The sequence below is a fragment of the Pseudobutyrivibrio ruminis CF1b genome (assembly GCF_000424005.1).
Classification (GTDB): domain Bacteria; phylum Bacillota; class Clostridia; order Lachnospirales; family Lachnospiraceae; genus Pseudobutyrivibrio; species Pseudobutyrivibrio ruminis_C.
Genome location: NZ_AUJB01000008.1, coordinates 695,864 through 722,195, shown reverse-complemented (window position 1 = coordinate 722,195; position 26,332 = coordinate 695,864). Strand labels below are relative to the sequence as shown.

Annotated in this window: 26 protein-coding genes; all 26 read right to left on the bottom strand. The window is 40.2% G+C overall.

All coding sequences use genetic code 11. From position 1 onward, the window contains the following. Window positions 1-7 precede the first annotated feature (7 nt). The 26 genes from G592_RS0105590 to fliG all read right to left on the bottom strand — a co-directional run bounded on the left by G592_RS0105590 (window position 8) and on the right by fliG (window position 26,330). Window positions 8-2,140 (bottom strand): chemotaxis protein CheA, encoded by a 2,133-nt coding sequence (locus G592_RS0105590; protein ID WP_028246947.1) that lies wholly within the window; start codon window positions 2,138-2,140, stop codon window positions 8-10. Between the two features lie 20 nt (window positions 2,141-2,160). Then, window positions 2,161-3,420: a chemotaxis-specific protein-glutamate methyltransferase CheB gene (gene cheB / locus G592_RS0105585; RefSeq protein WP_028246946.1), complete on the bottom strand. Its 1,260-nt coding sequence runs from the start codon at window positions 3,418-3,420 to the stop codon at window positions 2,161-2,163. A gap of 3 nt (window positions 3,421-3,423) precedes the next feature. Further along, window positions 3,424-4,167, bottom strand: coding sequence for a flagellar brake protein (locus G592_RS0105580; protein WP_028246945.1), 744 nt, complete (start codon window positions 4,165-4,167; stop codon window positions 3,424-3,426). Window positions 4,168-4,170: 3 nt separating this feature from the next. Further along, on the bottom strand, window positions 4,171-5,046 hold the full coding sequence (locus tag G592_RS0105575) for a MinD/ParA family protein (protein ID WP_028246944.1): 876 nt from the start codon (window positions 5,044-5,046) through the stop codon (window positions 4,171-4,173). After that, window positions 5,047-6,390 (bottom strand): flagellar biosynthesis protein FlhF, encoded by a 1,344-nt coding sequence (gene flhF / locus G592_RS0105570; RefSeq protein WP_028246943.1) that lies wholly within the window; start codon window positions 6,388-6,390, stop codon window positions 5,047-5,049. A gap of 5 nt (window positions 6,391-6,395) precedes the next feature. Further along, window positions 6,396-8,444, bottom strand: coding sequence for a flagellar biosynthesis protein FlhA (flhA, locus tag G592_RS0105565; RefSeq protein WP_028246942.1), 2,049 nt, complete (start codon window positions 8,442-8,444; stop codon window positions 6,396-6,398). Window positions 8,445-8,470: 26 nt separating this feature from the next. Then, window positions 8,471-9,601: a flagellar biosynthesis protein FlhB gene (flhB, locus tag G592_RS0105560; RefSeq protein ID WP_028246941.1), complete on the bottom strand. Its 1,131-nt coding sequence runs from the start codon at window positions 9,599-9,601 to the stop codon at window positions 8,471-8,473. Then, window positions 9,601-10,380: a flagellar biosynthetic protein FliR gene (locus G592_RS0105555; protein ID WP_028246940.1), complete on the bottom strand. Its 780-nt coding sequence runs from the start codon at window positions 10,378-10,380 to the stop codon at window positions 9,601-9,603. Before G592_RS0105555 ends, flhB begins: the two co-directional genes overlap by 1 nt. 6 nt (window positions 10,381-10,386) lie before the next feature. Next, window positions 10,387-10,656, bottom strand: coding sequence for a flagellar biosynthesis protein FliQ (fliQ, locus tag G592_RS0105550; RefSeq protein WP_028246939.1), 270 nt, complete (start codon window positions 10,654-10,656; stop codon window positions 10,387-10,389). 41 nt (window positions 10,657-10,697) lie between these two features. Continuing rightward, window positions 10,698-11,558: a flagellar type III secretion system pore protein FliP gene (gene fliP, locus G592_RS0105545; protein WP_028246938.1), complete on the bottom strand. Its 861-nt coding sequence runs from the start codon at window positions 11,556-11,558 to the stop codon at window positions 10,698-10,700. A gap of 25 nt (window positions 11,559-11,583) precedes the next feature. Then, window positions 11,584-11,946 (bottom strand): flagellar biosynthetic protein FliO, encoded by a 363-nt coding sequence (locus G592_RS0105540; RefSeq protein ID WP_028246937.1) that lies wholly within the window; start codon window positions 11,944-11,946, stop codon window positions 11,584-11,586. A 2-nt stretch (window positions 11,947-11,948) separates the two neighbouring features. Then, on the bottom strand, window positions 11,949-12,311 hold the full coding sequence (locus G592_RS0105535) for a response regulator (protein WP_015549898.1): 363 nt from the start codon (window positions 12,309-12,311) through the stop codon (window positions 11,949-11,951). A 24-nt stretch (window positions 12,312-12,335) separates the two neighbouring features. Continuing rightward, the gene (gene fliY, locus G592_RS0105530; protein WP_028246936.1) at window positions 12,336-13,520 is read right to left on the bottom strand and encodes a flagellar motor switch phosphatase FliY; all 1,185 of its coding nucleotides are present in this window, start codon (window positions 13,518-13,520) and stop codon (window positions 12,336-12,338) included. Window positions 13,521-13,523: 3 nt separating this feature from the next. Then, window positions 13,524-14,501: a flagellar motor switch protein FliM gene (fliM, locus tag G592_RS0105525; RefSeq protein WP_028246935.1), complete on the bottom strand. Its 978-nt coding sequence runs from the start codon at window positions 14,499-14,501 to the stop codon at window positions 13,524-13,526. A 42-nt stretch (window positions 14,502-14,543) separates the two neighbouring features. Then, entirely contained in the window at window positions 14,544-15,071 is a 528-nt protein-coding gene (locus G592_RS0105520) for a flagellar basal body-associated FliL family protein (RefSeq protein WP_028246934.1), read from the bottom strand. A gap of 14 nt (window positions 15,072-15,085) precedes the next feature. Next, window positions 15,086-16,069, bottom strand: coding sequence for an OmpA/MotB family protein (locus G592_RS0105515; RefSeq protein ID WP_028246933.1), 984 nt, complete (start codon window positions 16,067-16,069; stop codon window positions 15,086-15,088). Next, the gene (locus G592_RS0105510; protein ID WP_028246932.1) at window positions 16,069-16,866 is read right to left on the bottom strand and encodes a motility protein A; all 798 of its coding nucleotides are present in this window, start codon (window positions 16,864-16,866) and stop codon (window positions 16,069-16,071) included. The genes G592_RS0105515 and G592_RS0105510 overlap by 1 nt, the downstream gene beginning before the upstream one ends. Before the next feature lie 268 nt (window positions 16,867-17,134). Next, complete coding sequence (locus G592_RS0105505; RefSeq protein ID WP_028246931.1) at window positions 17,135-18,916, bottom strand: flagellar hook protein FlgE; 1,782 nt, start codon at window positions 18,914-18,916, stop codon at window positions 17,135-17,137. 78 nt (window positions 18,917-18,994) lie between these two features. Then, complete coding sequence (locus G592_RS0105500) at window positions 18,995-19,396, bottom strand: TIGR02530 family flagellar biosynthesis protein (protein WP_028246930.1); 402 nt, start codon at window positions 19,394-19,396, stop codon at window positions 18,995-18,997. A gap of 14 nt (window positions 19,397-19,410) precedes the next feature. Continuing rightward, window positions 19,411-20,184 (bottom strand): flagellar hook assembly protein FlgD, encoded by a 774-nt coding sequence (locus G592_RS16955; protein ID WP_051194773.1) that lies wholly within the window; start codon window positions 20,182-20,184, stop codon window positions 19,411-19,413. Window positions 20,185-20,205: 21 nt separating this feature from the next. Then, window positions 20,206-21,690 carry a flagellar hook-length control protein FliK gene (locus G592_RS0105490; protein ID WP_028246929.1) on the bottom strand — a complete coding sequence of 495 codons (1,485 nt, stop codon included), beginning with the start codon at window positions 21,688-21,690 and terminating at the stop codon, window positions 20,206-20,208. A 57-nt stretch (window positions 21,691-21,747) separates the two neighbouring features. Then, on the bottom strand, window positions 21,748-22,641 hold the full coding sequence (locus G592_RS0105485; RefSeq protein WP_028246928.1) for a MotE family protein: 894 nt from the start codon (window positions 22,639-22,641) through the stop codon (window positions 21,748-21,750). 3 nt (window positions 22,642-22,644) lie between these two features. Next, window positions 22,645-23,100, bottom strand: coding sequence for a flagellar export protein FliJ (gene fliJ / locus G592_RS0105480; protein WP_028246927.1), 456 nt, complete (start codon window positions 23,098-23,100; stop codon window positions 22,645-22,647). A gap of 11 nt (window positions 23,101-23,111) precedes the next feature. Continuing rightward, window positions 23,112-24,404, bottom strand: a complete 1,293-nt coding sequence (fliI, locus tag G592_RS0105475; RefSeq protein WP_036952037.1) for a flagellar protein export ATPase FliI — start codon at window positions 24,402-24,404, stop codon at window positions 23,112-23,114. 26 nt (window positions 24,405-24,430) lie between these two features. Continuing rightward, window positions 24,431-25,339, bottom strand: a complete 909-nt coding sequence (locus G592_RS16950; RefSeq protein ID WP_051194772.1) for a FliH/SctL family protein — start codon at window positions 25,337-25,339, stop codon at window positions 24,431-24,433. Further along, the gene (fliG, locus tag G592_RS0105465; RefSeq protein WP_028246924.1) at window positions 25,323-26,330 is read right to left on the bottom strand and encodes a flagellar motor switch protein FliG; all 1,008 of its coding nucleotides are present in this window, start codon (window positions 26,328-26,330) and stop codon (window positions 25,323-25,325) included. The genes G592_RS16950 and fliG overlap by 17 nt, the downstream gene beginning before the upstream one ends. Window positions 26,331-26,332 lie beyond the last annotated feature (2 nt).

Genomic DNA, 26,332 nt, shown 5'->3' with positions numbered 1-26,332 from the left:
CCTCCTATTAAATGACAGCGTTAACATCAAGGATCATAGCGATTTCACCATCTCCAAGGATTGTAGCACCGCTGATGAGCTTGTTGTTATCCAGCTTACCAAGTGATTTGATAACGATTTCCAGCTGTCCAATAAGATTGTCAACGATAATACCACCAAGGGTATCACCCTTCTTACAAATAACAACTGTCATTGTATCTTCTGTATCTTCCTTTGGCTCAAAATCAAGAAGCTTGTCCAGATGAATAAGAGGAATAACCTGTCCTCTAAGGTGAATAACCTCTTTAGACTCAACGTACTTGATTTCAGACTTAGGAATATTTTCAATGTTCATGATAGAAGCAAGCGCAATAGCATACTTCTCATCTCTAATCTCAACCATGAGGGCCTGTATAATAGCAAGTGTAAGAGGAAGTCGTACAGTAAAGGTTGAACCTTCACCCATTACAGACTTAACTGTAACATCACCGCCAAGGGCCTCAATATTACTCTTAACAACGTCAAGACCTACGCCTCGACCAGAAATATCTGTAATCTGCTTAGCCATTGAGAATGAAGGCATAAACAGGAAGTCGATGATTTCCTTCTGTGTAAGATTCTCTGCCTCTTCAGGAGTAACAAGGCCTCTTTCCACAGCCTTATCTCTAACCTTATCAGTATTGATACCGCCACCATCATCACCTACTTCGATGATGACATTGTTGCCTTCCTGGAAAGCGTTAAGGAAAATTGTTCCCTTTTCAGGCTTTCCTGCAGCACGTCTGTCTTCAGGAGACTCAATACCGTGGTCAGCAGAGTTTCTAAGCAAATGCTGAAGTGGATCACCTAACTGATCTACTACAGTACGGTCAAGCTCTGTGTCCTCACCAGTCATTACAAGTTCCATTGGCTTGTTCAGCTTACGATCCAGATCACGAATCATTCTAGGGAACTTGGCAACTACTGACTCGATAGGAACCATTCGAACCTTCATAACTGATTCATGAAGATTTGTTGTGATTCTCTCAAGATATTCAATATTCTCATGTAAGGTCTGGCTATCAATCTCGCCTGAACCATTGCTCTGAGAAGCAAGTGAGTTCTTTGCGATGATAAGCTCTGATACCTGATTCATGAGAGCATCAAGCTTTTCAATATCAACACGGATTGTACGTGAAGTAACTGGCTTATTTGCAGGCTGATTTGTCTTTCCTGCGCCGGCTTTTGCTGCTGGAGCCGCAGGTGCTGCTGGTGCTGCCGCAGGTGCAGGCGTTGCTGGAGCTGCCTCTGGAGCTGGTGCTGCAGCTGCAGGTGCTGCTTCAGGAGCTGGTGCCTCCTCTTCCTTCTTCTCGTACATTTCTGGTGTAACCTTATCTGCTTCTACAGATTCGATTTCAGAAACAGTCTTAATAGCCTCAATGATTGGGTCAAGCTCTGATTCTGTTGAAAGGATAAATGAAAAATCAAATTCAAATTTTTCATCTTCAATATCACCTGAGCTTGGATTGAAAGCCATAATCTGACCAAAGTCTTCAACAGCCTTAAATACAAGGAAAGCTCGAGCTGCCTTAAGCAGACAATCCTTGCTGATATGGATTGTGAAACCATAAAGCTGCTTCTCGCCCTTAAGCTTTTCACAAAGCTCAGGGTCTACAGGAATCTTCTTATAAAGTGGGCCATCTGCCGAATCATCAGATGCAGCAGCCTCTCCGCCACTCTCACCACCTTCAGCTGGAGCTTCAGCAGGCGCAGCAGCCTCTCCGCCACCTTCACCACCACCGCCGGCAAGATAGTCGTTAAGAAGTTTAATTAATGCTTCGTTATCCTCATCACCTTCATTAGAAGTAGCCTTTACTGTCTCAAGATAATTCTCGATAGCATCAAGACATTTGAAAAGGATATCGATAAGAGCAGAATTAACCTTTACGTTATCGTTACGTACTTCCTGGAATACGTTTTCCATATCGTGGGTAAGATGCTGCATCTTCTTAAATCCCATAGTACCAGCCATACCCTTTAAGGAGTGAGCTGCACGGAATATTTCGTTTACAACATCCTTATTATCAGGCTCCTTTTCCAATTCCATAATGTTGTCGGAAAGGCTCTGAATATGACCACTTGTCTCATCAATAAAGATATCCAGATACTGACTTACATCCATAACTCATGACCTCCAGTTTTCTACAACCTTTTAACAATAGCATTAGCAACTGATTTAAGTGGAGCAACTTCATTAGCCAATCCCCCCTGCTCCACCGCTTTCGGCATTCCATATACAACACATGTGGAAGCTTCTTGCGAAATTACGTAAGTCCTTTTGTATTGATTCAAGTATTTAATTCCTTCAGATCCATCTGCTCCCATTCCTGTAAGAACAACACAGATAATCTCATCAAAGCTGGACTTTGAAAGAGATCTGTACATTACATCTGCACAAGGTTTCAGGCTGTTTACAGGTGGGCTGTCGTCCAAATGACAATAAGCCGCATGACTTCCGTCTTCGCAGATTTCCATGTGCTTACCACCCGGTGTAATATAAACCCATCCAGGCTTAAAGTACTCTCCATTTTCAGCTTCTTTAACATTTACCGCAGATATTTGATCAAGTCTCGCTGCCAGGGATGCTGTAAAGCCTTCTGGCATGTGCTGAACCAGAACAAGCGGTACTGATAAATTAGCTGGTAACATTGGAATAAAGGTGTGTAAAGCCTGTGGACCTCCTGTTGAACAGGCAAGAGCAATAATCTTCTTTGTTCTTACCCCTGTTCCTACTGGTTTTGGAGGAGGTGAAGAAGATTTCTTCTCCACAGGTGGTGGAGAACTTGCTGCTGGTGTGGGTGCCTGGGTAACAGGTCGCCTTTCAGCAGGTGGTGTAGTAACAGGTGCTGTAGATGGAGGGGTTTGCGCACTACCACTTCCACCTTTTGCTGCCTGAAGACTCTTTCTGACGTTCTCCATTCTTTCAAAGGTAGAACGTCTCGACTCCTCTATTGACTTAGTAGCATCGCTTGCAGCCCGCCTTGCGGAAATCTGCTTGAAATTTGATTGCTTAGTTGCATTGTGCAAAGAAGTAATCAGCTGTCGGCCAAAAACATCTCTGGTATCACTACCAGAACGAATTGGCTTAACTACAAAGTCTAATGCACCATATTCCAAAGCCCTTATGGTACTTTCAGTATCCTCTTTGAGGATAGAACTAACTAAAACTACATTGAACGGTATCTTGTCGTTACAAAGCTTGGCAAGTAAATCGACGCCTTGAAGCTTTGGAAGAACCATATCAAGTACCACAAGATCATATGGATTGTTCTTTATTTTGTTGTAAGCATCTTCGCCGTCTGCACTAACGTCGACTACACGAAAATCACTATCTGCGTTGATAATATCACAGATAACCCTTCGCATAAGTGCAGAATCATCAACAACCAAAATCTTATACATTCTTTACCCTTGATCCTTCTTTCTTAAGCGCCTCTCCTCGTCAAAAATGTACTTAATAATTGTCTCCCTGTCTTCTGCCTCTTTAAACAGGAACTCTATTCTGTGTTCGAAAATGCCAAATTCCTGTTTATGTTCACTTCTAACCTTTCTTGCTATAACATTTATTCTTTCGTTTACAGTACTTGATTTTAACCTGAAAGATACGTACATATATCTGTCAGTCAAAACATCTTTCTTGGCATGGATTTTAGCTCCGCCTCCGCTAATATCCACAATATTTCCTTCAACGGGCTCACCGTAAGTGTTTCCGTATTTTTCCAAATCTCTTTCTACAAGTTCCATATTTGGAAGTAAAGCTACATCCTCAGGAATTGGTAATATCTTTACTGAAATCAGACACTCAAATCTAAAATAGTCTCTTCTTTGTACCTTCTTTAACTCGGTGGAAGGAACAAATACATATACAGGGAATTTTTCAAGTCTTCCACGCTTTGTGATTTCGCCTGTCAGCTGAAACATTCCTCTTTTTGTATTGAAGACAGCATTAAAAGGAACATTCATCGGTATCGTGACGGTATGTCCCTTTCTGGTAGGAATATGAAATACTATATCCTTGTTTTTGGTAACGCCAAAGACACTGGAGATATAGACACTCCTATCCTCGTCTATGTTGTTTTCGATGTCAGAATTTGTGCTGGCAAATGTAAATTCAATAGGTGTGCCAGGCCTCAGATCGAATATTTCCATAAACTATGCCCTATCTCTTAAAAGTGCACTGAAAATATGTGAAACACCCCATTTATAATGTGTGTGTTCATCTTTCTGAAGTAGCTTTGATGCAATTGTCTCAAAGCTTTTGGATGCCTTGCTTGCTGGGTATTCCAAAGACACAACCTTTTGGTTTCTGACAGCTTTCTCTAAATTACCATCGTATGGTATAAAACCAAGATAATCCAAGTCTCCGCCTAAAAATTTTTTCACCACAGATTGCATCTTCATGTAAACAGCTTTTCCTTCAGCCTCGCTGTTTACTTTATTTGCTACCAAATGAACATTAGTACCATCCTTAATGTATTTAGTGCTCTTACACATAGCCTTCATTAAGGAGTATGAGTCGGTAAGCGAGCTTGGCTCTGGAGTGGAAACAAGTATTACCTCAGGAGAGGCCAGTACAAACTCCAAAACCTGGTCCGAAACGCCCGCACCGGTATCTATTATAAGAATATCACATAAGTCATTTAAAAGTGATAGATTATGCACTAAAAACGTAATTTGTTCACGATTTAAATTATTTAAACCTACCACTCCGGAACCACCAGAAATAAATCCTATTCCCATAGGACCAGTTGAAATAATATCTCTGATACTTCTTCCGTTAAATATCACGTCGGAAAGGTTGTATTTTGGCAAAGTTCCAAACATAACTTCCACATTTGCCAATCCAAAATCAGCATCCAGAATAATTACTTTTTTTCCCATCTGAGAAAACTGAATAGCCAGATTTACAGCCATGTTGGACTTTCCTACTCCACCTTTGCCAGATGTAATAGTGATAACCTTGGTATTTTCGATATTCCTAATGCTCTTGGCCTTTATTACATTTCGTAAATTTTCCGCCTGATCCATTTAGTGTCCTCCCAACAACTGTTTAACCAGCTTCTGGGCATTAACAATCTCAATATCATCTGGAACGTTTTGACCTGTGGTGATATATGAAAGTGAAGCACCTGTATGAAGCTTCAGATTGAATATATTACCAAGGCACTTTGTCTCATCAAGCTTGGTGAAAATAAGATTAAACTTGGTGAATTCCATGTATGTATCTGCAATATCTACCAAATCTTTATGCTTTGTTGTAGCAGATAAAACAAGATAAACTTCGCTATCATAAAACTCACCCAAAGCATTAACAAGCTTCTTGGTGTCATTTTTCTGATCCTGATTCTTGTGAGAAAAACCGATAGTATCCACTAAGATAACATCAAGATCCTGATTTTCTCTGTTTTGTCTTTTTACAGTATCTAAAAGTTCATCTGCTGAATAAATTACATTCAAAGGGACTCCAAGAATATTTGCATAGGTCTGGAGCTGGTTTGCAGCAGCCATTCTGAATGTATCAGCTGTAATAAGGCCAACTTTCTTGCCTTCTTCTACCTTAAATTTAGAAGCAATTTTGGCAATTGTAGTGGTCTTACCTACACCTGTAGGGCCAATAAAGAAAATAACCTTTGGCTTCTTTTCTCCAGGAACTATTCTTGTAGGTGTGCCAAGTTTAAGAACCATTTTCTGATAAACAGATGACAACAGATTATCAAGTGAGTGACTGGTCTGAAGGACCTTATCCATGTCATCTAATATCTGGTTAATGTACTTCTCCTGTACCTCATTGTCCAAAAGGACGTTGTAAAGCATCTTAACAAATACATGATTGTCATTATCGATTGAAAGCTTCTCGCTATGGGAAGTTTCTATTGGCATTTCAACCGGTGACCTTCCAACAGTAATTTCTTCTTCGTGGTCTGGTTTAACGGGTGCCTTCACAAAAGCTGGCTTGGAATAAGTAGGTTCGATAAGTTTTGCCCTTGGTGCCGAGCCAGAAAGAGGTTCAAATTCAACTTGATTAGAAGTCATAGTATCTCCCTCCTGTTTCTCCAACACTTCATTTACGGCAGAAAATGCGTCCTTTAATATAAGCGCATCATCTGCAACTGCATCAAAAGTACCAGTTTTTTCCTCGGCATTATTCTCCTCTGTTGCTGGAACTGTATTGGCAAAATCAAGAGCATCCTTAGAGAATCCATCATCCTCTACGGCTGCTGTAACTTCGTAAGTGCTGCTTTTAAAGAAGCTTCCAAGCCCCTTTGGCTTAATCACCTTTACATTCATGATAACTGCAGCATTGCCAAGCTCTTCTCTAACCTTAGACATTGCCTCTTCTTCAGTTTTTCCAGTGTACTTGTTAATAACCATTTAATTCACCCTGTAACCATTCCTACTGATGAAAGTTCAACATTTGAATCAATTTCATTGTAAGAAACAACAATTAAATCTTTTATATAGTCCTGAGTCATACTCTTGAAGTACATTCTGACAATCGGTGAAGTGACAACAATTGGTGTACGTCCCATGTCTTCAATCTTTTTGATCTCATCTTCAAGAGAACCTATGATTGCTTTGATTCTCTCTGGATCAAGTGTTAAATACGCTCCCTGTTCTGTCTGTTTTATGGAAGCCATGATGTCCTGCTCAACCTTAGGATCAACTGTGATTACCTGAGTAACCTCATTCGGTGCGAAATACCTGCTAGAGATAGCTCGTTTCAATCCCTGTCGAACATACTCAGTTAATACATCTGTATCATGGGTTGTTGTGGCATGATCTGCCAAAACTTCGAAAATCGAAAGCAGGTCTCGTATGGAAATACCCTCTGATAACAGATTCTGTAAAACCTTCTGAACATCTCCAAGACCAAGAAGCTTTGGAATAAGCTCGTCCACAATAACAGGATTTGATTCTTTGAGATTGTCCACAAGATTCTGAACATCCTGTCTTGTGAGAAGCTCTGCAATATGACTTCTGATAATCTCAGTAAGATGAGTAGCGATAATTGAAGGCGGATCAACAACTGTGTATCCAAGTGATTCTGCCCTCTCACGCTGACTTTCTGTAATCCATATAGCCGGCAGGTGGAAAGATGGCTCAAATGTAGGAATACCTGTAATTTCCTCTTCAACATATCCTGGATTCATAGCCATATAGTGGTCAAAAAGGATTTCTCCTTCTGTTACCTGAATTCCTTTTATCTTGATTATGTATTGGTTAGGGTTCAGCTGAATGTTGTCTCGAAGTCTGATGATAGGTACCACGGTACCAAGCTCTAAGGCTATTTGCCTTCGAATCATAACAACTCTATCAAGTAAGTCGCCTCCCTGATTAACATCAGCTAGCGGGATAATTCCATAACCAAACTCAAGCTCAATAGGATCAACCTGCAGCAGTGAAACAACATTTTCCGGCTTTCGAATCTCTTCCGCCTCTGTTTCTTCTGCAGCCACCTCCTGTTCTATCTCTTCCTCACCAAGAGTCTTTGACATTGAATAACCTGATACGCCAAAAGCCGCAGCAAAACCAAGGAACAAAACAGTATTAAGAGGTGTGAATGCAAGTACCGCCATGGAACCTGCAACTATATACAAAACCTTAGGCAGTCCAAAGAGCTGTTTAACAAGTGTTCCTGAGAAATCAGCTGCCTTGGAACCCTTTGTTACAAGGATACCTGTTGATAATGAAATAAGCAGTGAAGGAATCTGAGATACCAGACCATCACCAATGGTAAGAATACCAAACTGCTGGATAGCCTCTGCAAATGGAAGGCCCTGATTAATCATTCCAAGGGCTGTACCACCGGCCATGTTTACAACTGTAATAATAAGACCTGCGGTGGCATCTCCTTTTACGTACTTGGTAGCACCATCCATGGCTCCGAAGAACGCTGATTCTTCCTGAATCTTATCTCTTCGTCTTTTTGCTTCCTGATCATCAATTGCACCGGTATTCAAGTCGGCATCGATGGCCATCTGTTTACCAGGCATAGCATCCAGTGTGAAACGTGCTGATACTTCAGCTACACGTTCTGAACCTTTATTGATAACCATGAACTGAATGATTATCAAAATCAGGAAGATAATGCCACCGATGATAAGGTTATTTCCACCTACGAATGTACCGAAGGTTCTTACTACGTTTCCAGGATCTCCGCTGGAAAGAATAAGTTTCGTAGATGATACGTTCAGAGAAATTCTAAAAATTGTAGTAAAAAGCAATAATGTTGGGAAGAATGACATGTCTAGAACTTCCTGCACAAACAGAACGTTCATAAGGACAATAAGAGCTATGGATATATTGAAAGCAATCATTATATCCAGTAAAAAATTTGGAATTGGAATAATAAAGAACGCAACTGCGGCAAGTAAATACAAAGCTATTCCAACATCAGTTTTCTTTACAGATGCAGCAATATCCATTACTCATCTCCCCCTTTCTTCAAAATTTAAACTGCCCTATCTCTTTCTGTATAGACTACAGCTAAAATTTCAGCCACAGCCTGATAGAGCTCGGGTGGGATTGTTTGATCAATATCCACCGTAGCATATAAAGCTCTTGCTAACGGCTTATTTTCAACAATTGGAACACCATTTTCTGCTGCGGCGTCCTTGATTTTTTGAGCAAGATAATCTTCACCCTTTGCCACAACCCTTGGAGCCTCATCCTTGGTGTTGTCATATAAAATAGCTACGGCAATATGGGTAGGGTTTGTAATAACAACATCAGCCTGTGGAACATTTTTCATCATTCTTCGCTGAGAGGTCTCCATCATCTTCTGACGCTGTCTGCCCTTAATCTTTGGATCTCCTTCAGTATTCTTATACTCATCCTTGACCTCTTGTTTGGTCATCTTCATATCATTTGTAAATTTCCATTTCTGATATGCGTAATCAATAAATCCAAGGATTATATAAACAATACTGACTTTTATTCCAACCTCACATATAAGCTTAAATATCAGGCTTAATGCAGCTTTCAGGCCAATATCATAAAGAATAAATAAATTACCAGCCTGATCACGAATTGAAATGTATGCTATGTAACAAACAAGAAAAATCTTGGCCACAGCCATAAGGAGATTCACAATGGAATCCTTAGAAAAAATACGCTTAAAACCACTTATAGGATTAAACTTACTAAGCTTTGGCTGTAGTGGTTTTAAAGTAAGCTTCCATCCTACCTGTATAAGGTTTGTTACAAATCCTGTTAAGAATCCAATAACGAAAAATGGAAGTAAAATAATAAGCATTTTGACAATTAGTGTTCTAAATATACCCGTAATGGTATGTATAGTAAGACCACTACCATTCATTTTTACAACATCTGGAATTATCGAATAAATCCAGGCAAAAATCTCTTCAAATCGAATTCCTGCAAATGAAAGAAATACGCTTAATGCAAAGAAGAATCCCAAAAGGGCGATGCCATTTACAATCTCCTTACTTTTGGCAACCTTTCCTTCATTTCTGGCATCAGTAAGTTTCTTACTGGTAGGTTGTTCAGTTTTTTCTCCTCCCTCGCCATCTGCAAAGAACTGCAGATTATAGGGATAAACAAGAACTCGTTCTTCCGCCATCAATACAACCCCTGAATGTATAAACTAAGCATCTTTTTCATTTCCTTGAAAATAAAAGCCGCAACATCAGGTAAAAGGAAAATCGTTAAGAATAAAACTGTAAATCCTACAATAATCTTTAGTTGGGCTCCAACAGAAAACATATGAATCTGTGGGGCAACCTTAACCATAATTCCAAGTATTGTATTTAAAATCATAATTACGGCAAATACCGGAAGTATGATTCTAAAAGCTATTACAAATACATCTCCCATAAACTGTATGGTGGATAGAAAAAGTGAATCCCATTTAAAAATAGTTCCACCAATAGGGATTAATGTAAAAGCATCGCAAAAGGTCTTAAAAATAAATCTATGCATCCCCGATAAAACCAGGAGAATCATAAGAAAATTGTTGTACAAAGTACCAGTAACACTGGATTCAGTACGAAGTGTCGGGTCGTATTCCTGTGCCATGGAAAGACCTATGTTCATATCAATCATATTTCCTGCAAGAAGAATTATGAAAGAGCAACAATATGTGGAAAACCCGATAATTAGTCCAGTTAAAGCTTCCTTCGTAACTAAAAAAGCATATCCAACTACTGTAGAATAGTTAAGCGCACTAAAATCAACCACAAAATACAAAAGAAGGGAAACAATTGCCGCAAAGCCGACTTTCACCCTTACCGGTGTATTGCTGATGTTAAAGAAAGGTGCTACTACTACGAACATGGATATGCGTGTAAGTATCAACAAGAAATATTCAAAGTTTTCTAATGTAAAATGTATACTAAACATTCATTTCTAGCCCAGATAAATACTAAAATTTGACCACAATTCAGTGATATATTCTGTTAACACTGTTAGCATCCATGGACCGAAAAATAGAAGAGCCGCAAATACCCCTACAATCTTAGGAATGAATGTAAGAGTTTGCTCCTGAATAGATGTGACTGTTTGAAAAATACTGATGACCAAACCTATAGTAAGGGATACCAGCAAAAGTGGTAGAGATGTAATCAGAAGCATATAAACCGCATCTCTTATGATATCTAATACCTGTCCTTCAGTCATAACTAAACTCTCCTAAAGCCCCCGGGTGAAATGATAAAGCGTTAATAGAATGTCTTTACCAGTCCACCAATAACAAGATCCCAACCATCTACTAATACAAATAGTAATATCTTAAACGGTAATGAAATCGTAGTAGGTGGAAGCATCATCATACCCATTGACATAAGTACTGACGCTACAACCATATCAATAACAATAAATGGAACATAAATCAGAAAGCCGATAATAAAGGCTGTTCTCAGTTCTGATAATATAAATGCTGGAACTACAACGGTGAAAGGAACATCATCATAATGATCTTTTTCATAGGTAATACCAGCTATATCACAGAACAAATTTAAATCCTTAGTCTGAGTCTGACCATACATAAACTCTCTTACAGGAGCAATAGCTGCATCAATTGCTTCCTGCTGGGTAATCTCTCCTGCATCAAAAGGATCAATTGCCTCGGTTTTAATTGTGGTCAGCACCGGAGACATAATGAATAATGTTAAAAACAACGCCAAGCCTATCAATACCTGATTCGGAGGCGCTGTGTTAGTTCCAATAGCAGCGCGAACAAAGTGTAAAACTATTACGCACCTGGTAAAGGAAGTTAACATTATGAGAATTGAAGGCGACAATGTAAGGATTGTTAAAACCAATAACATCCTAAGGGTGGAAGAAAAATTTCCATCCTCGCCATTGAACGTTAATGTAAAACCATTTCTTTCGCCAACAACTTCATCCGAAGCATTTGGTGCATTTTCAGTGGCACCGTAAGTTTCGTTTGCTGCCCCATACTGGGTGTCGTTGTATTCTGTTGCCTGCACTGTAATTCCAGTAGAACAAAGGGTATAACAAACAACTACAGTTGCAAAAATAATACTGAAGACTAAATACACCTTTTTGATTTTATTCATAACATAATCTGCCCCAACGATGTTATTATTTCTTCTTTGAGAATTTGTCCAATACGCTTTTGAAATCGACAGGTGTTATTGGAGTTGCCTCCCCCTCTTCGATTTCTTTAAGCTGGTCGGATGATATTTCTCCCAGAGGTACGACCTCATCTTTGCCAATGGCAATGAGGAAATATCTATCCTGACCGGCTCTTATAATTTGAACATATTTATTGCTGGAGATTTTAATTGCCTCAATAATTTCAAGGTTTTTATTGAAGCACTGGGTCTTCTGGTAGCCGGCTATCCATTTTGTTACATAGTAGGTAACTGCAAGAACACCGACAAATACAATTAATACAAATATTAACTGAAGAAAACTCTCACCAGCAGAAGAAAGAAAAAGCATAATTATCCAATTACCTTCTTAACAGCTTCGAGAACTCTCTCTGCCTGGAATGGCTTAACGATAAAGTCTTTTGCTCCAGACTGAATAGCCTCGATAACCATGGCCTGCTGACCCATAGCAGAACACATGATAACGCAAGCGTTTGGATCCTTCTCTTTAATGGCCTTTAATGCACCAATACCATCCATTTCTGGCATTGTGATATCCAGAAGAACAAGGTCTGGTGTAAGCTCGGCATACTTATCAACAGCAATCTTACCGTTCTCAGCTTCGCCGACTACATTGTAGCCATTCTTTGTGAGAATGTCCTTGATCATCATTCTCATGAAAGCAGCATCGTCACAGATTAAAATGTTTTTTGCCATGTCTTCATCTCCTTAAATATGTATTTATTCTTTGATGATTTCTGTAATACGTACTCCAAAGGATTCTTCAATTACAACTACTTCACCTTTGGCCACATACTTGCCATTAACAAGTACATCTATTGGTTCACCGGCTATTTTATTTAGCTCGATGATAGTACCTGGAGCAAAATCCAAAATATCTTGGATTGTCTTGTTGGTTCGACCTAATTCGACTGTAACATCAAGTGGTACGTCTAAAATCAGGTCAATATTTTCCTGCGCGAACTGTGCAGAAAAACCTGGTCCAAACGGTGTGAACTGCGCAGGCTGTACATTGATTGTTGGCTGCGGCATGTACATGTATGGTGGCATTTGCTGACCAGCCATCATGTTTGGATCCATTTGAGGAGCTGCCTGTGGAGGAGGCGCTGCAGCCGCCTGAGGAGCTGCCTCTGGAGGTGGTGCTGCTGGAGCTGGTGCTGGTTCTGCGGCCACTCCGCTGTCCACAGTGGAATTTGAATCACTTTCCATTGTGTTTTGAACAGCGTCGCACATTTCCTTTGCAAGAGAAACTGGATACAGCTGCATCATTTCTGAATCAACTAAATCTCCAATTTCCATCTTGAATGCAATTCTTACGAAATTGTTCTCTAAGAATGCATCAATCTCACCAGGGCTAATGGTACTTAAATCTGTAAGGGTAGCCGTTGGTGGAGAAATATCAACCATCATGCCAAGCATTGATGAAAGGGAGGTCGCTGACGCACCCATCATCTGGTTCATGGCTTCTGATATAGCGGAAAGATGTAATTCAGTAATCTCGCTGTCGGTGTTGGTACCATCACCACCCATCATCAGGTCTGTGATTACTTTTACATCGTTCTCTTTTAATACAAGGACATTACTACCATCAATACCTTTGGTATATCCGATACGAACAACTACACAGCTTTCTGTATAATTTGATGCCAGATCATCCCAATTTGTCTCTGAAACTACAGGAGTAGAAATCTCAACCTTTAAATTAACAAGCGTGAACAATGATGTCGCCGCACTACCCATGCTGATATTGGCAACTTCACCGATAGTATCAATCTGTTGGGTTGAAAGCTCACCACCGGCTCCTCCGCCAGAATCTCCACCACCATCATCAGCTGGTGCAGCATCGGGGATTCCACCACTTAGTAGTGCATTAATCTCATCCTGTGATAATACACCGTCTCCCATTCGCTACTCCTCTCTTATGATTTGTGTAACTCTTACTGCATATTCTTTTCCTGAAGCACCTGGAAGGGCAGCGAATTTCCTAATGTCGCCCACAAAAACATCCAGCTCTTCGTCAACCTTTGTATCTAGTTTTACTATGTCGCCTACCTGGAGTTGGGAAAAATCTGCTACTGTTATAACACTGTTGCCAAGAATTGCTTTTACAGGTATCTTAGCCTTGCTAATAAGTGCTTCAACAGTATCTGAAAAACTTGCTCCCGTTTTCTCCTTTTGACTACTATACCAGAACTTTGTGTTCAATTTGTCCATAACTGGCTCTAAAGTAATAAATGGAAGACAAATATTCATAAGGCCTTCCACATCACCTATCTTAATATTCAAGGTGACAATCGCTATCATCTCTGATGGCGATATAATTTGTGCGAACTGAGAGTTTGTCTCGATTCGCTCCAGCCTTGGGTGAACGTCTAATACGTTTTCCCATGGCTCTCTCAAGAGCTCTACGCAGGAGGTCATGATTCTTTCAATGAGCAAAAGCTCAATTTCGGAGAAATCTCTTACTTTATCAAGAGGCTCTCCTACACCTCCAAGCATTCTGTCTACCATGGCAAATCCAAGGTTGGATGCCATTTCTACGATAATATTTCCCTCCAAAGGAGAAAAATCAACTACACCTAAAAGAACAGGATTCGATAGAGAATTTGAAAATTCCATGTAAGTAACAGCCTCGGAGTTCATTACCTCTATCTGTATATTCTTTCTGAGAAAGATTGGTAAATTGGTGGAAAGCAATCGACCATAGTGTTCAAAGATAATCTCCATTGTACGAAGATGCTCTTTTGAAAACTTTGAAGGTCTGGCAAAATCATAGTTCTTTACAGGCTTCTCTTTGTTGTTTTTAATCTCTTCAGCATCAAGCTCACCACTTGTTAACGCATGAAGCAGATTATCTATTTCGTTTTGTGAAAGAACGTCACCCAAGCTTTCTCACCACCATTCCGCCCTAAAATTGTGCTAATCAGTTTACTGATATGTAGCACTAGAGAAGTTTACTCGAACGACAAATGAAGACTTAAACAATGACTGAATAGCCTCAAGGATTTCTTCCTTTACACCCTCTTCATTGTTTCTCATTTCATCAATTGTATGTGCCGCAACGATAGTCTTAATGGTATCAGCTAAGATATTGTCGTAAGTACTAAGGTTTCCGTTACCATCACCATACTTGGTAAAGTCCTCATTTTGATTATCAAGGGATAATGAGACTCCAAGTACTGCATAATGAGCCTCTCCATCTCCGCCGTCCTTTAAATTGATTGTTAATGTCGAACCTGAGTTAATAGGGTAATCAACCATATTCTCGACATTTATAGCAAGAGAACCAGCTGTATCTCCAGCCACCAAATCAAGATCAATTGCCGAACACACTTTTGTGATAAGCTCATTAGCCTTTTGTGTCTCCGGAATAATAGTAATTGTAAGAACCGCTGTAAGAACTAGATTTACTACAACCAAAGCAAGTATTACTACCGTAATCAAATTCTTTTTCATGCCCGGTCCCCTTTCTACTCATCAACGACAGCGTCTGAGCCAAAATCGGATGAATATTTATTAAATATCTTAATTTCTACTCGTCTATTTCTTGCCCTGCCTTCCGCTGTACTGTTATCTGCAATTGGAAGATACTCACCACGTCCAGCAGATTTAATATGTGCAGGATTGAGATTTGTCTTTTCCCTAATTCTGTCAGCTACATACAGCGCTCTGTACATAGACAATACATCGTTGTTCTCATATGTACCCGAATGCATCGGAACATTATCTGTGTGTCCTTCAACCTCTATAATGTTTTGATTATAATCAGATAAAATAGCTGCCAAATTATCTATAATTGCAACAGCATCCTTTGCCAAATACGCCTTTCCTGATTCAAAAAGCAACGCACCATTTATGGTAATCATTACGTATTCAGCATTAAAATCAACCTCTACCTGATCTTGAAGTCCATGTAACTTAAGCTGTTCTTCTATTTCTTCAGCAATCTGTTCGCTTTCTAAATTTCCAGCTTCTTTAAGGGCTTCTTTGGCCTCAGCAACTGAAATATCTTTATTTCCCACATTCTGCTGGGACGTATCGCCAGGGCTTTGCCCCTCTTCAGTCTGAGAGCCATTTTCTGTATTAGCTCCGTTTTCTGTAAGGGTGCCATCATCTGACCGCTCCCCTTCCGTCTGTTGATCAGATGCTCCTTGGTGCTCAAAATCCTCATCTTCTCCATCAGTTACACTTTTGAAATAATCATCAAACATTTCAAGCTGGCTTATACCAGATGAAATCATATGACCTTCGCCAATGGAGCTTCCACCAGAAGAAAAAATACTAAAGCTCGACTGAATACTTGCAATTACTTCCTCAAATTTTGCTGTATCAGTACTACTCATAGAGAAAAGCAAAACGAAGAAGCAAAGCAACAGATTCATTAAGTCGGAGAAAGTGGCCATCCAGGCAGGAGACCCAGCAGGAGCTTCTTCTTGCTTTTGCTTCTTTGCCATTAGCCCTCACCTCCTCCGTCGCCGCCGCCGACGCCTTCTCTAGCAGAAGGTGGAAGGAATGATTTAAGTTTCTCCTCTATAACACGTGGATTTTCGCCGGCCTGAATAGAAAGGAGGCCTTCCACGGTTATTGACTTCATCATAATTTCTATCGCGTTGTCTACGCCTAGTTTTGTACCAACAGGGCCTGTGTACCAGTTTGCAATAAGTGAACCGTACAATGTTGTAAGTAATGCTACCGCCATATTAGGACCGATTGTAGACGCATCCTCAAGGTTCTGTAACATATTTACAAGACCAACAAGGGTTCCAATCATGCCCCAGGCAGGTCCCATTTCACCCCATTTACTGTAGAAACCGATAACCTTTTTATGTCTGTCTTCAAGACAGCTCATATCGGTTTCCAAAATGGCTCTAACAAGTTCTGGATCAGTACCATCAACTACAAGGTTAATTCCCTTTTTCAGGAACTCATCTTCAATACTATGAGCAGCCTCTTCAAGAGCAAGAATACCTTCTTTACGTGAAATATTGGCAAGGTTTATAATATTGCCAATTGTGTCTGCTGCATTTCCTACAGGTGGTTCTTTTATAGCAATACCAATACCCTTAAGGCCAGCAATGAAATCAGGCATCTTATTACAAGTAATACAGGCAGATAAGGAACCTCCAATTGTAATAATTACAGATGGAACATCTATGAAGTTTGCCATTGCGGCTACACCACCTGATGAAACGATACCGAAAATAACCATTACAACACCAAGTCCTAAGCCGATAAGTGAAGCTATATCCAAACTCTCACCACCTTGCAAATGAATTAGAAATTAGCCTCTAATGCGAAAATCCAGAATAATCTGTATAGAATTACTCGGTATACACTTTTGTGATTATTTTACTAGATTCGTACATTATTGTCTACTTTTCTTATGAAAATGGTCTCATATTATTGTGTAATTTTTATGTCCAAACCACTATATATAGAATATTCACAAATTTTTCAGATTTTTATAAAAAATTAAGAAAGAGAGGGCTATGCCCTCTCTTTCAAAAAGTGTCAATAAATTATCTCTTGAGGTTTATTAGCTCCTCAAGCATTGTATCTGATACAGTGATGATACGTGAATTCGCCTGGAAACCACGCTGTGTGGTAATCATATCTGTAAACTCACTTGAAAGGTCTACATTGGCCATTTCCAGCTGACCTGTGTTCATTGAAGAACCATCAGCAGAAATGTCGATACCAATACCATCAAACTCACCAGAGTTAAGTGTTGTATCGTAACAGTTATCACCCTTCTCCTCAAGACCTGATGCATTAGCAAATTGTGCAACTGCAATCTGTCCCAAGAGAACTGTATTACCATTACTATATGAGCCATAAATCTTACCATCATTCTGAACAGAAAGTCCTGTCATTGTACCAAGTTTCTTACCTTCGCCTCTCATTGAAGAACCATCAGGAATACCACGGTTAGCAACAACAGTTGAAGTACCCTTGTTATCATAATTTAATAGGCTTCCAAACTCGATTTCAATGTTAGACATGGCATTATTTACAAGTTCACCAGTTTGAGGGTCTGTATCACTTCTGTTTGGTCCAAGAAGAGCTGCATTAAACATTAATTTAGTGCCGCCGTCATTACCTGCAGTGATAATTGTACCTTCCTGGGTATCAAACTGGAGACCATAATTTACTGTTCTGTATGAAATTTGTACAGAAGTCTCTGAAGTAGATGTGCTTAAATCTACTCCTGACCAGTCAGGATCACCTTCAATGGTCTCCAAATCGTCAGCTGATGCGCCAAATAACTGTGTTAATGTGATTCCATTGATTGTATGGCTGGCAGAATCATAACCCTCTGCTTGGCCTAATGAACCATCACTGTTAATTGGTGCAATTGTTATAGCTGTACCTGCAGTTCCGCCCTGCTGTAACAAATATTTTTTGTTACCATTAGCAGCATCTGTAAATACCCAGCCAGATTTTGGATTAGCAGCATCACTTGTATCATATGTCTGCCATTTAACAGCTGACGTAAATTTGTATGTCTTTGTTGTGAGACCTGCAGCACCGAAAATATCTTCCTTATTTCCGCCGCCTTCAATATAATCAGCCAAAATATCATGATTATCCTGATCCAATACGCTTGTAAGCTCGATAGTATACTTACCCATTGTTCCATCTATTTTTTTGATAGAAAACTTTGCAGTATATGAATATCCAAGATTATCATAAAGTGTAAATGTTCTTACGTAACCACCAGTACTTTCGAACTGGCTGTCATTCTTATCGATAACACCTGCGAAATTGGCAGCTGTTGTTGCCTCAGGTGCAGATGTAAGGTTCTCAGTCTTCATAACTCTAAGAGCTGAAACTGTATCCTTAATAATGTTTGCTGGATCCTCAGGATCTACCTGCCAGCCCATTACAAGATATCCAGTTGTTGTCATTGCAAGGTTGCCATTTCCATCAATATAGAACGAACCTGCTCTTGTAAATAAGTTCTGGGAACCGTTATTAACGATAAAGAAGTTTGTAGAATTAGCATCTGTAAGTCTGATATCAAGAGCATCGCCTGTAGACTGTGCAGCACCTGCAGATGTAATAGTAACCTTAGTGGCACCATTAGTAACACCAAGACCTATCTGCTTAGCGTTAGTACCACCACGGGTTGCTGTTGCACCGGATGCCTGCTGTGTAGTTTGATACATGATATCAGAGAAAGTTGTTGCAGAAGATTTAAACGCAACTGTGTTAACGTTAGCGATATTATTACCGATAACGTCCATCTTTGTCTGGTGAGTCTTAAGACCAGCTACACCAGAGAAAAGTGATCTCATCATAACTAATGACCTCCTCACGGGAGGTGCTGTGTCTGTCGCCTCTGTCAGTCAGCGACAATTAGCTTCCATAAGGTCCAGCTAAACTATAACAGCACCGTCAATATTGGTAAAAATGTTCTCATCTGATTCAGTCTGATCCATAGCTGTTACTACGGTCTGATTTGGTACGTTAACTATAAAAGCTAATGTATCAACTAATACCAGCGAATCAGTAATCCCTTTTTCTGAAGCCTTCATGACTCCCTCTTCTAGCCTAAGGGATTGCTCCTCCGTGAGCTCGATATTTCTGTCATCAAGCCTTTGTGCTGCATGCTTAGAGAATTTAAGTTCTGAAGCACTTTGAAGCTTCTGCTTAAATATATCCTCAAAACTTGCACCATTTAAATTACCAAGTGGCCTGGACTCGGCTGCTGGATTGAGATAGGTTCCAGCTACCTTCTCAATGGAGGTAAAATTTGGATTAATATTTAAATTACTCATATACGCCTCCTAAACTAAACCTCTGTTGCATCGCTTGTGTCAATCTTTTCTGTTGTCTCTGTCTTCTCGTCTGTCTTATCAGCTTCCTTAGTTTCATCAGCCTTCTTTTCAAGATTTTCGGCTGTCTGCCCCTGCATAAGCTTTGCAAATTGTGTAATAACCTCGTTGTATTTTTTTAGTATCTTTTCATCTACAAAGCTAAGATCGTAATCATTCATAGCATTGTAAATTTCTGCTGTTTCTGTAATTGCCTTCTCGTCCCTTACAGTTACCTGTTCTGCTTCAGGAAGCTTCTTGATTGCGTCTGTAAGAAGATTTGCCAGGTACTTGGCATTGTAATAATCTGAATCAATTACAGATATCATTTTGGACATTTCATAAAGATTGCCGTCAACGGAAAGCATCATTCCTTTTTTGTCATCCTTTTGAACAAAATCAACCTTTCCGGTTACTTCCTGTCCATCAATATTAAGTGCTACAACCTTTCCAACAATACTGTTACTCTGGATAGTCTCCATATTGTCCTGTAAGGTCTGCATCGCTTCAACCTGTGTGAATGATGCAAGCTGTGCAACATATTCGCTGTTGTCGCTAGGCTGTAATGGATCCTGATATTGCATTTCAGCTACCAGAAGCTGTAAAAACATATCCTTGTTATATCCAGTGTCACGTTTTTCTTCGGTTTTTGAAGTAGATGCAGTTTGATTGGCTTTTGTAGCGTCCTGTGATGCCTGGGTCTTTGTATATTCCCCATTTTTTACGGCACCAACTAATAAATTATTTGCCATCAAAATCTCCTTTCCTTTGGATTAAGCCATGAAGTCTAATGTTCCGCCATTATCCTTCATCATCTGAGCTATCAAAACATCCTCTTCTGACATCAAACCTGCTAAATCATCAAGACTATTGATATCTATGCGGTTTGTTCTTCGTGAAGACTGTCCTGAATTCTGCTCCTGATTTCTTGAACCCTCTCTTCCATTTTCATCAAGATTTCTCTCAAACTCGTGAGTTCCTACAGAAACCTCAATGGAAGTAACTTTGGCTGAGCTCTGATTCATTTCTGTTCTCAGGGCTGCCATCTGGCTTTCCAGAGCGGCTTTTACTGCATCATTTTCTGTGAAAATCTTTGCTGTAATTTCGCTGCCTCTCTGAGTAACCTCCAGGTAAATCTTTCCTAATCCCTCAGGATTTAAGGTCATTTCCATGGTGGTAGATTCTGAATCTGTCATTACCTTAGCCTGTTCAACTAACTGGTTCACAATATCTTCAGTCTTTACCGTTTCCCCAGTTGGTAAAGTAACCGCAGAATTTTCTGATACATACTGTGGTTGAATATTCTGCTGAGGTGGAAGAATTCCTTCTTCTCTTACTAAATGAGATTCATTTTGTGTTTTCTCAGGCATTTTGAAATTGCTCTGAGTACTTTCTTCCTTTGGCTCATCTTTGGTCTGATTGTTCTGCTGATTCTGATTTTCCTCCACAGGTTTTAAATCTTCAACAGTCTCTAAAACCGGTGTAGATTCTTCAACAACAGTAGCTGCCTGCTTTTCTACAGGTTTTACCTCTTCCTGAATCACCTGAACTGTAGACTGCTGGTTTAAATCATCCTGAAGAACTGGTTTGTCATCCTCAACCATTACATTTGGCTGAACAGTTTCAGGAATTTCAGCGTCCGCAGTTACCTGGACAGGTTCTTCGGTGATTATCACCTTATCATCCATTTGTGATATCAGTTCCTTAAGTTGAACAAAGGAATTATTTGTTTCTTCAAACAGCTGGTTTGAAAGATCCGTAGCTTTGTCTAAAATCTCAGCAAAATCATCGCTTAACACGAGAGTTATAGATTCGGTTTCTCCTGTTAACTCTGATACAAGCTGTGCTAGGTTCTGTGGATTAAGAAGATCAATAAAGGTTAGCCCGAGGTTTTCCATTGCCTTCTCGATGTCTTCTTCGGTCACATCAAGTTGGTCTTTTATTATTTCCTTGACTTCCTCTACTACCGCCTCAATTTTTTCTGCAACCTCTGTTTTATCCGGCATCGGTTGTTCTTCCTGTTTGGTAGTTCTAACATTTTGTTTTGAACTATCGACTGAAACTGGTTTTTTCTCTACCTGTTTCTGTGGAAGTGCAGAATTGATATCTGAGCCTGCACTTGGGACTTTATCAGCAACGCCCTTCAATGTTTTTTCAAATAAGCCTGCATCAACTTTTCCTGTAGCTTTATCAGATGTAAGTGATACATCGATTTGGCTTACCTGAACCAGCAAATTGGAAACATTGCTACTCGTCATGTAATCCCTCCTTTCACATATTCTGTTTTCAAGTTGCTATAAAACGTATTTTTAGGATTAAGGCTCCATCATCTTTGTAAGTATTGCTGCATTTTTCGCATCCATTGCTGATAGAATACTAGAACGTGTACTAGCATCCATTGCCTGAAGTATCTCGCAAACCAGGTCATAATCATCTGTCATCTCATCGAAGATTGCCGCTGCATTTTTAGCCTTCATACTTGTGTAAGTCTTTACGTAATCCTCGATTTCCTTGTCGGTCTGGAGCTGTGAAATAACCTGCTTATAAATTGCTGCAGCGTTATCTGGCTCGATGGATTCATAATACGTCTTATATTCATTTATATCGGGTGCGTTTTCAGAAAAAACAACCTCCTCATAAAATTTTTCTTTAATTTCTTCAAAGGCTGCTTCGTTTGCTTTGTACTCTGCAAGCTCTGCTGAGGCGGCTTCTAATTCTGCAATATAATCGCTGTTTTCGTTGCCAGCTGTCTTAAGCTGCTCAACTTCAGTTTCAAGTTCTTTTATACGCTCTATTGCCTTCTCCACAGTATCGTATTGTGAATAAGGGTTATCCTCTACCTCCTGCGGTAAGTATTCCTCAATACCTGGTAATATTTGGTTTACATAAGGTACATCCTTGAGCACAGGAAATAGTATTGATGAGCCAAAGCCACCAACATCCATCTTTACAAGAAATGCAAAAATAACAAGCCAAATCAGAATAATAAGCAACACAACAAATGCCATGATGATTCCGCCACCAATTCCTAAGCGTTCCTCATCCTCTGGCAATACCTCACCATTCTTTTTGGCTTCCTTACGTCTTTCCTTTTCAGCTTTTTTAGCTTCTTTTTTTGCTTCTTTTTCGGCTTTTTTATCAGCCTTTTCATCACCTGTATTAGCGGCTGGTGCTGCTACTTCCTCAGGTACCTGTGCTTCATCTGCCATAACTTACTCATCCTCTTTTTCTGTGTTGAAATACGTATAACTAACCAACTCATCCGTAATTTTGCTTTCCTCACGGTCCATTTCATCTAAAAATTCTTCAAAAGCATGTTCTCTAAGCTTCTCATGCATCTTTCTTTCCATCATGACAGCATTTAGTTTCTTTCTGGCATTTTCCATAGCCTTTTGAGCCTTTGAAACCTCTATCATTTGATCTCTTAGTGCCACCTTCATTGAAGTAATAGCACTTTTACAGGTTTTGATTGCTTTTATATCAATATTTCCAATTGATAACTCTTTTAGCTGTCGCTCATAGGCGGCCTGCTTTATCATTAGCTGCCTCAGCTTTTCCTGTTCCTGGTTAAACCTGGCTGTTGCCATACCAAAGTTTGCCTTTTCCTGCTCCTCAATTTTTTGCTTCAGTTCAAGGATATTTTGCATTCGATAAACAAACTTTGCCATTATCACCACCTCTAATCATTGAAGATTGCTGTCATCTGCTGAATAATCTCATCATAATCGAACTTATCATGAGTTGCCTGCAGCAGGAATTCATTTACAGCGTCAATCTTCTTGATAGCGTAATCAATCGCTTTATTTGAGCCATTTTTATATGCTCCAATATTTATAAGATCCTCAGCTTCCTGATATGTAGCAAGGACATTTTTCAGCTTACCGGCAATAGCCTTGTGCTCAGGTGTTGCCACAGCAGACATAACTCTGGAAATGGACTGTAACACATCGATAGCTGGGTAATGATTCTTTTGTGCCAGCTTACGATTGAGAACAATATGTCCATCCAAAATCGAACGGGCTGTATCTGTAATAGGCTCATTGAAATCATCACCATCTACAAGAACTGTATAAAGACCCGTAATGGAACCAACAGCTGAATTACCTGCTCTTTCCAAAAGTCTAGGCATCTCAGAATAAACTGAAGGAGGATATCCTCTAGTAACTGGAGGCTCGCCTGATGCCAGACCGATTTCGCGCTGTGCCATGGAAAAACGGGTAAGTGAATCCATCATCAAAAGCACATCTTTGCCCTGGTCTCTGAAATATTCAGCGATTGCAGTTGCAGTAAGGGCTGCCTTTTTTCTAATAAGAGCTGGCTTGTCAGATGTGGCACAAACTACAACTGAACGTGCCATACCTTCAGGTCCCAAATCGTTTTCAACGAACTCTCGAACTTCTCGGCCACGCTCGCCAATAAGGGCGATAACATTTATCTGGGCCTTTGTGTTACGTGCAAACATACCCATAAGAGTGGATTTACCCACACCGGAACCTGCAAATATACCAATTCTCTGGCCCTTACCAACTGTTATAAGACCATCAACAGCCTTAACTCCTAGTGAAAGAGGTTCTTTTATAATTACTCTTGCCATAGGATCTGGAGGGTCCGCCTCGGCTGGATACTCTACCAGATTTTCAAATTCTGTAAGATCATCAACATCGGAAGGCACACCAAGTCCATCTACCAGATGTCCCAAAAGCTTGTCTCCAACATTAACCCCAAGAGGATGTCCGGTGTTTTCAACCATACAGCCAACGCCGATTCCTTCCACATTCTCATAAGGCATCAAAAGCAGACGTTTGTCTTTGAATCCGACAACCTCTGCTTTAATACGCTGGTCAGAGCCCTCCACGATTATTTCGCACAAATCGCGGAGCTTTGCCTCCGGTCCCACTGATTCAATTGTAAGTCCTACTACTTTTACAACTTTGCCAAGAGATTTAAAGTAATCCTTCTCTGTCAGCTGCATCAATAATCCCTGGTCCACTGTGCCTCCTAGCTTAGGGCTCTAATTTCCCTGATAAGATTATCTAACTCTGTATCAATGCTACAATCAAAAATGCCGCCGTCTGTCTCAATAATACACTGACTATCATTTAAAAGTGGGTCTGCAATGATATCAAGCCCCACTTCGGCTCCAACTTTCCCTTGAATTTCTTCCTTCTTTCCCTTTATAAATTCTGCATTGGCATCACTGACTTTTATCTGCATTTGTCCAGTGCGTTCAATTTTCATAATGCAATGATCTAAAAGGTGATATAAAACATCCTTTTTTCCTGATAGCTCAGCTGAAAAAACGTGTTCAAATACAGGTAGACACATTTCCACTATTTCATGAGACATATCAATTTGTTTTTGCATGTAATCGTTTTCAATACGCTGAATTTCCATCTGCATATTGTCCTGAGATTCCTTAAGCTCCAGAGCAGCTCTTTGAGTACCCTCGTTATAGCCTTCCTTCTCACCATCCTGACGTGCAAGGTTCTTCATAGCATCTGCATTTAACTGGGCAGCATTTACAATCTCCTCCGCCTGCGCATTTGCATCCTCTATTATCCTCTGAGCTTCTTCCTGTGCTTCTGCGATTATTTCCTCTCTGGCAGGGCCATAATCTTCCGGTTCTTCCTCTTCATCCTGCATAATAGTATCTGCAAGACCTAAAAATTCATCCGGATCCATCCCTTCTGGAATCTCTGCTCCAGATTCACGCATAGCCTCTAAACGACGCTCGCGTTCCTCCTCCAAAAGCTTTGCCTTATATGCCTTTTCCTGCTTAAGAATCAACTCTTTTGCAAGAGCATTGGAATCAATTATAAGTTCATCTTTTTCACCAGTCTCTTCGTCTGGCACATTTGGAGCAACCAAAAAGCCATAGATGACATTGTTACTAGACAATGAGCTCATCGCCGCCTCCTCTAGAAATTACAATCTCTGCAGAATCCTCAAGCTTTCTGATAATACCTACTATCTTCTGCTGAGCTTCTTCAACATCCTTCATACGAACAGGACCCATGAATTCCATGTCTTCCTTGATCATAGCAGCAAGACGAGAAGACAAATTCTTAAAGATTGCAGCCTGAACCTCATCATTAGCTCCCTTAAGCGCAACGCCAAGGTCTGAGTTATCAACGTCTCTAAGCACACGCTGAATAGCTCTGTCGTCCAGAAGAAGGATATCCTCGAATACGAACATCTTCTTTCTGATTTCCTCAGCAAGCTCTGGCTCTTCAATTTCAAGAGACTCCATGATACGTTTTTCAGTACCACGGTCAACAGTATTAAGGATATTAACTACCGCATCTACGCCGCCGGCGATAGTGTAATCCTGATTAATAAGAGATGAAAGCTTTCTTTCTAGAACTCTCTCAACCTCTTTAATTACTTCTGGGCTGGTTCTATCCATCAGCGCAATACGTTTTGCAACGTCAGCCTGTTTTTCAGGAGGCAAGGCGCCGATGATAAGCGATGCCTGTCCAGCAGACAGATAAGACAGAATCATTGCAATAGTCTGTGGATGCTCTTCCTGAATGAAGTTCAGCACCTGAGAAGGCTCTGTCTTTCGAATAAATTCGAATGGACGAACCTGCAGTGATGCTGTCAGCTTTGTAATAACATCCTGGGCGCGGTCATCACCAAGAGCCTTCTCCAGAAGCTCTTTAGCGTAACCGATACCACCTTCGGCAATGTACTGCTGAGCAAGACATACCTGATAAAATTCTTCGATAACCTCTTCCTTGAGAGCAGGAGAAATACTTCTCGTATTTGCAATCTCCAGTGTAAGTTCCTCGATTTCCTCTTCCTTGAGATGCTTAAATATCTGAGCTGATTTCTCTGGTCCTAGGGCGATTAAAAGTATAGCGGCTTTTTGAACGCCATTCATGTCTTCAGTTGCCATAA

What these genes read in the sequence shown, in the direction of transcription:
- G592_RS0105590 (WP_028246947.1), bottom strand. Translation starts at nt 2,140, where the DNA reads ATGGATGTAAGTCAGTATCTGGATATCTTTATTGATGAGACAAGTGGT.
- cheB (WP_028246946.1), bottom strand. Translation starts at nt 3,420, where the DNA reads ATGTATAAGATTTTGGTTGTTGATGATTCTGCACTTATGCGAAGGGTT.
- G592_RS0105580 (WP_028246945.1), bottom strand. Translation starts at nt 4,167, where the DNA reads ATGGAAATATTCGATCTGAGGCCTGGCACACCTATTGAATTTACATTT.
- G592_RS0105575 (WP_028246944.1), bottom strand. Translation starts at nt 5,046, where the DNA reads ATGGATCAGGCGGAAAATTTACGAAATGTAATAAAGGCCAAGAGCATT.
- flhF (WP_028246943.1), bottom strand. Translation starts at nt 6,390, where the DNA reads ATGGTTATTAACAAGTACACTGGAAAAACTGAAGAAGAGGCAATGTCT.
- flhA (WP_028246942.1), bottom strand. Translation starts at nt 8,444, where the DNA reads ATGGATATTGCTGCATCTGTAAAGAAAACTGATGTTGGAATAGCTTTG.
- flhB (WP_028246941.1), bottom strand. Translation starts at nt 9,601, where the DNA reads ATGGCGGAAGAACGAGTTCTTGTTTATCCCTATAATCTGCAGTTCTTT.
- G592_RS0105555 (WP_028246940.1), bottom strand. Translation starts at nt 10,380, where the DNA reads ATGTTTAGTATACATTTTACATTAGAAAACTTTGAATATTTCTTGTTG.
- fliQ (WP_028246939.1), bottom strand. Translation starts at nt 10,656, where the DNA reads ATGACTGAAGGACAGGTATTAGATATCATAAGAGATGCGGTTTATATG.
- fliP (WP_028246938.1), bottom strand. Translation starts at nt 11,558, where the DNA reads ATGAATAAAATCAAAAAGGTGTATTTAGTCTTCAGTATTATTTTTGCA.
- G592_RS0105540 (WP_028246937.1), bottom strand. Translation starts at nt 11,946, where the DNA reads ATGCTTTTTCTTTCTTCTGCTGGTGAGAGTTTTCTTCAGTTAATATTT.
- G592_RS0105535 (WP_015549898.1), bottom strand. Translation starts at nt 12,311, where the DNA reads ATGGCAAAAAACATTTTAATCTGTGACGATGCTGCTTTCATGAGAATG.
- fliY (WP_028246936.1), bottom strand. Translation starts at nt 13,520, where the DNA reads ATGGGAGACGGTGTATTATCACAGGATGAGATTAATGCACTACTAAGT.
- G592_RS0105520 (WP_028246934.1), bottom strand. Translation starts at nt 15,071, where the DNA reads ATGAAAAAGAATTTGATTACGGTAGTAATACTTGCTTTGGTTGTAGTA.
- G592_RS0105515 (WP_028246933.1), bottom strand. Translation starts at nt 16,069, where the DNA reads ATGGCAAAGAAGCAAAAGCAAGAAGAAGCTCCTGCTGGGTCTCCTGCC.
- G592_RS0105505 (WP_028246931.1), bottom strand. Translation starts at nt 18,916, where the DNA reads ATGATGAGATCACTTTTCTCTGGTGTAGCTGGTCTTAAGACTCACCAG.
- G592_RS0105500 (WP_028246930.1), bottom strand. Translation starts at nt 19,396, where the DNA reads ATGAGTAATTTAAATATTAATCCAAATTTTACCTCCATTGAGAAGGTA.
- G592_RS16955 (WP_051194773.1), bottom strand. Translation starts at nt 20,184, where the DNA reads ATGGCAAATAATTTATTAGTTGGTGCCGTAAAAAATGGGGAATATACA.
- G592_RS0105490 (WP_028246929.1), bottom strand. Translation starts at nt 21,690, where the DNA reads ATGACGAGTAGCAATGTTTCCAATTTGCTGGTTCAGGTAAGCCAAATC.
- G592_RS0105485 (WP_028246928.1), bottom strand. Translation starts at nt 22,641, where the DNA reads ATGGCAGATGAAGCACAGGTACCTGAGGAAGTAGCAGCACCAGCCGCT.
- fliJ (WP_028246927.1), bottom strand. Translation starts at nt 23,100, where the DNA reads ATGGCAAAGTTTGTTTATCGAATGCAAAATATCCTTGAACTGAAGCAA.
- fliI (WP_036952037.1), bottom strand. Translation starts at nt 24,404, where the DNA reads ATGCAGCTGACAGAGAAGGATTACTTTAAATCTCTTGGCAAAGTTGTA.
- G592_RS16950 (WP_051194772.1), bottom strand. Translation starts at nt 25,339, where the DNA reads ATGAGCTCATTGTCTAGTAACAATGTCATCTATGGCTTTTTGGTTGCT.
- fliG (WP_028246924.1), bottom strand. Translation starts at nt 26,330, where the DNA reads ATGGCAACTGAAGACATGAATGGCGTTCAAAAAGCCGCTATACTTTTA.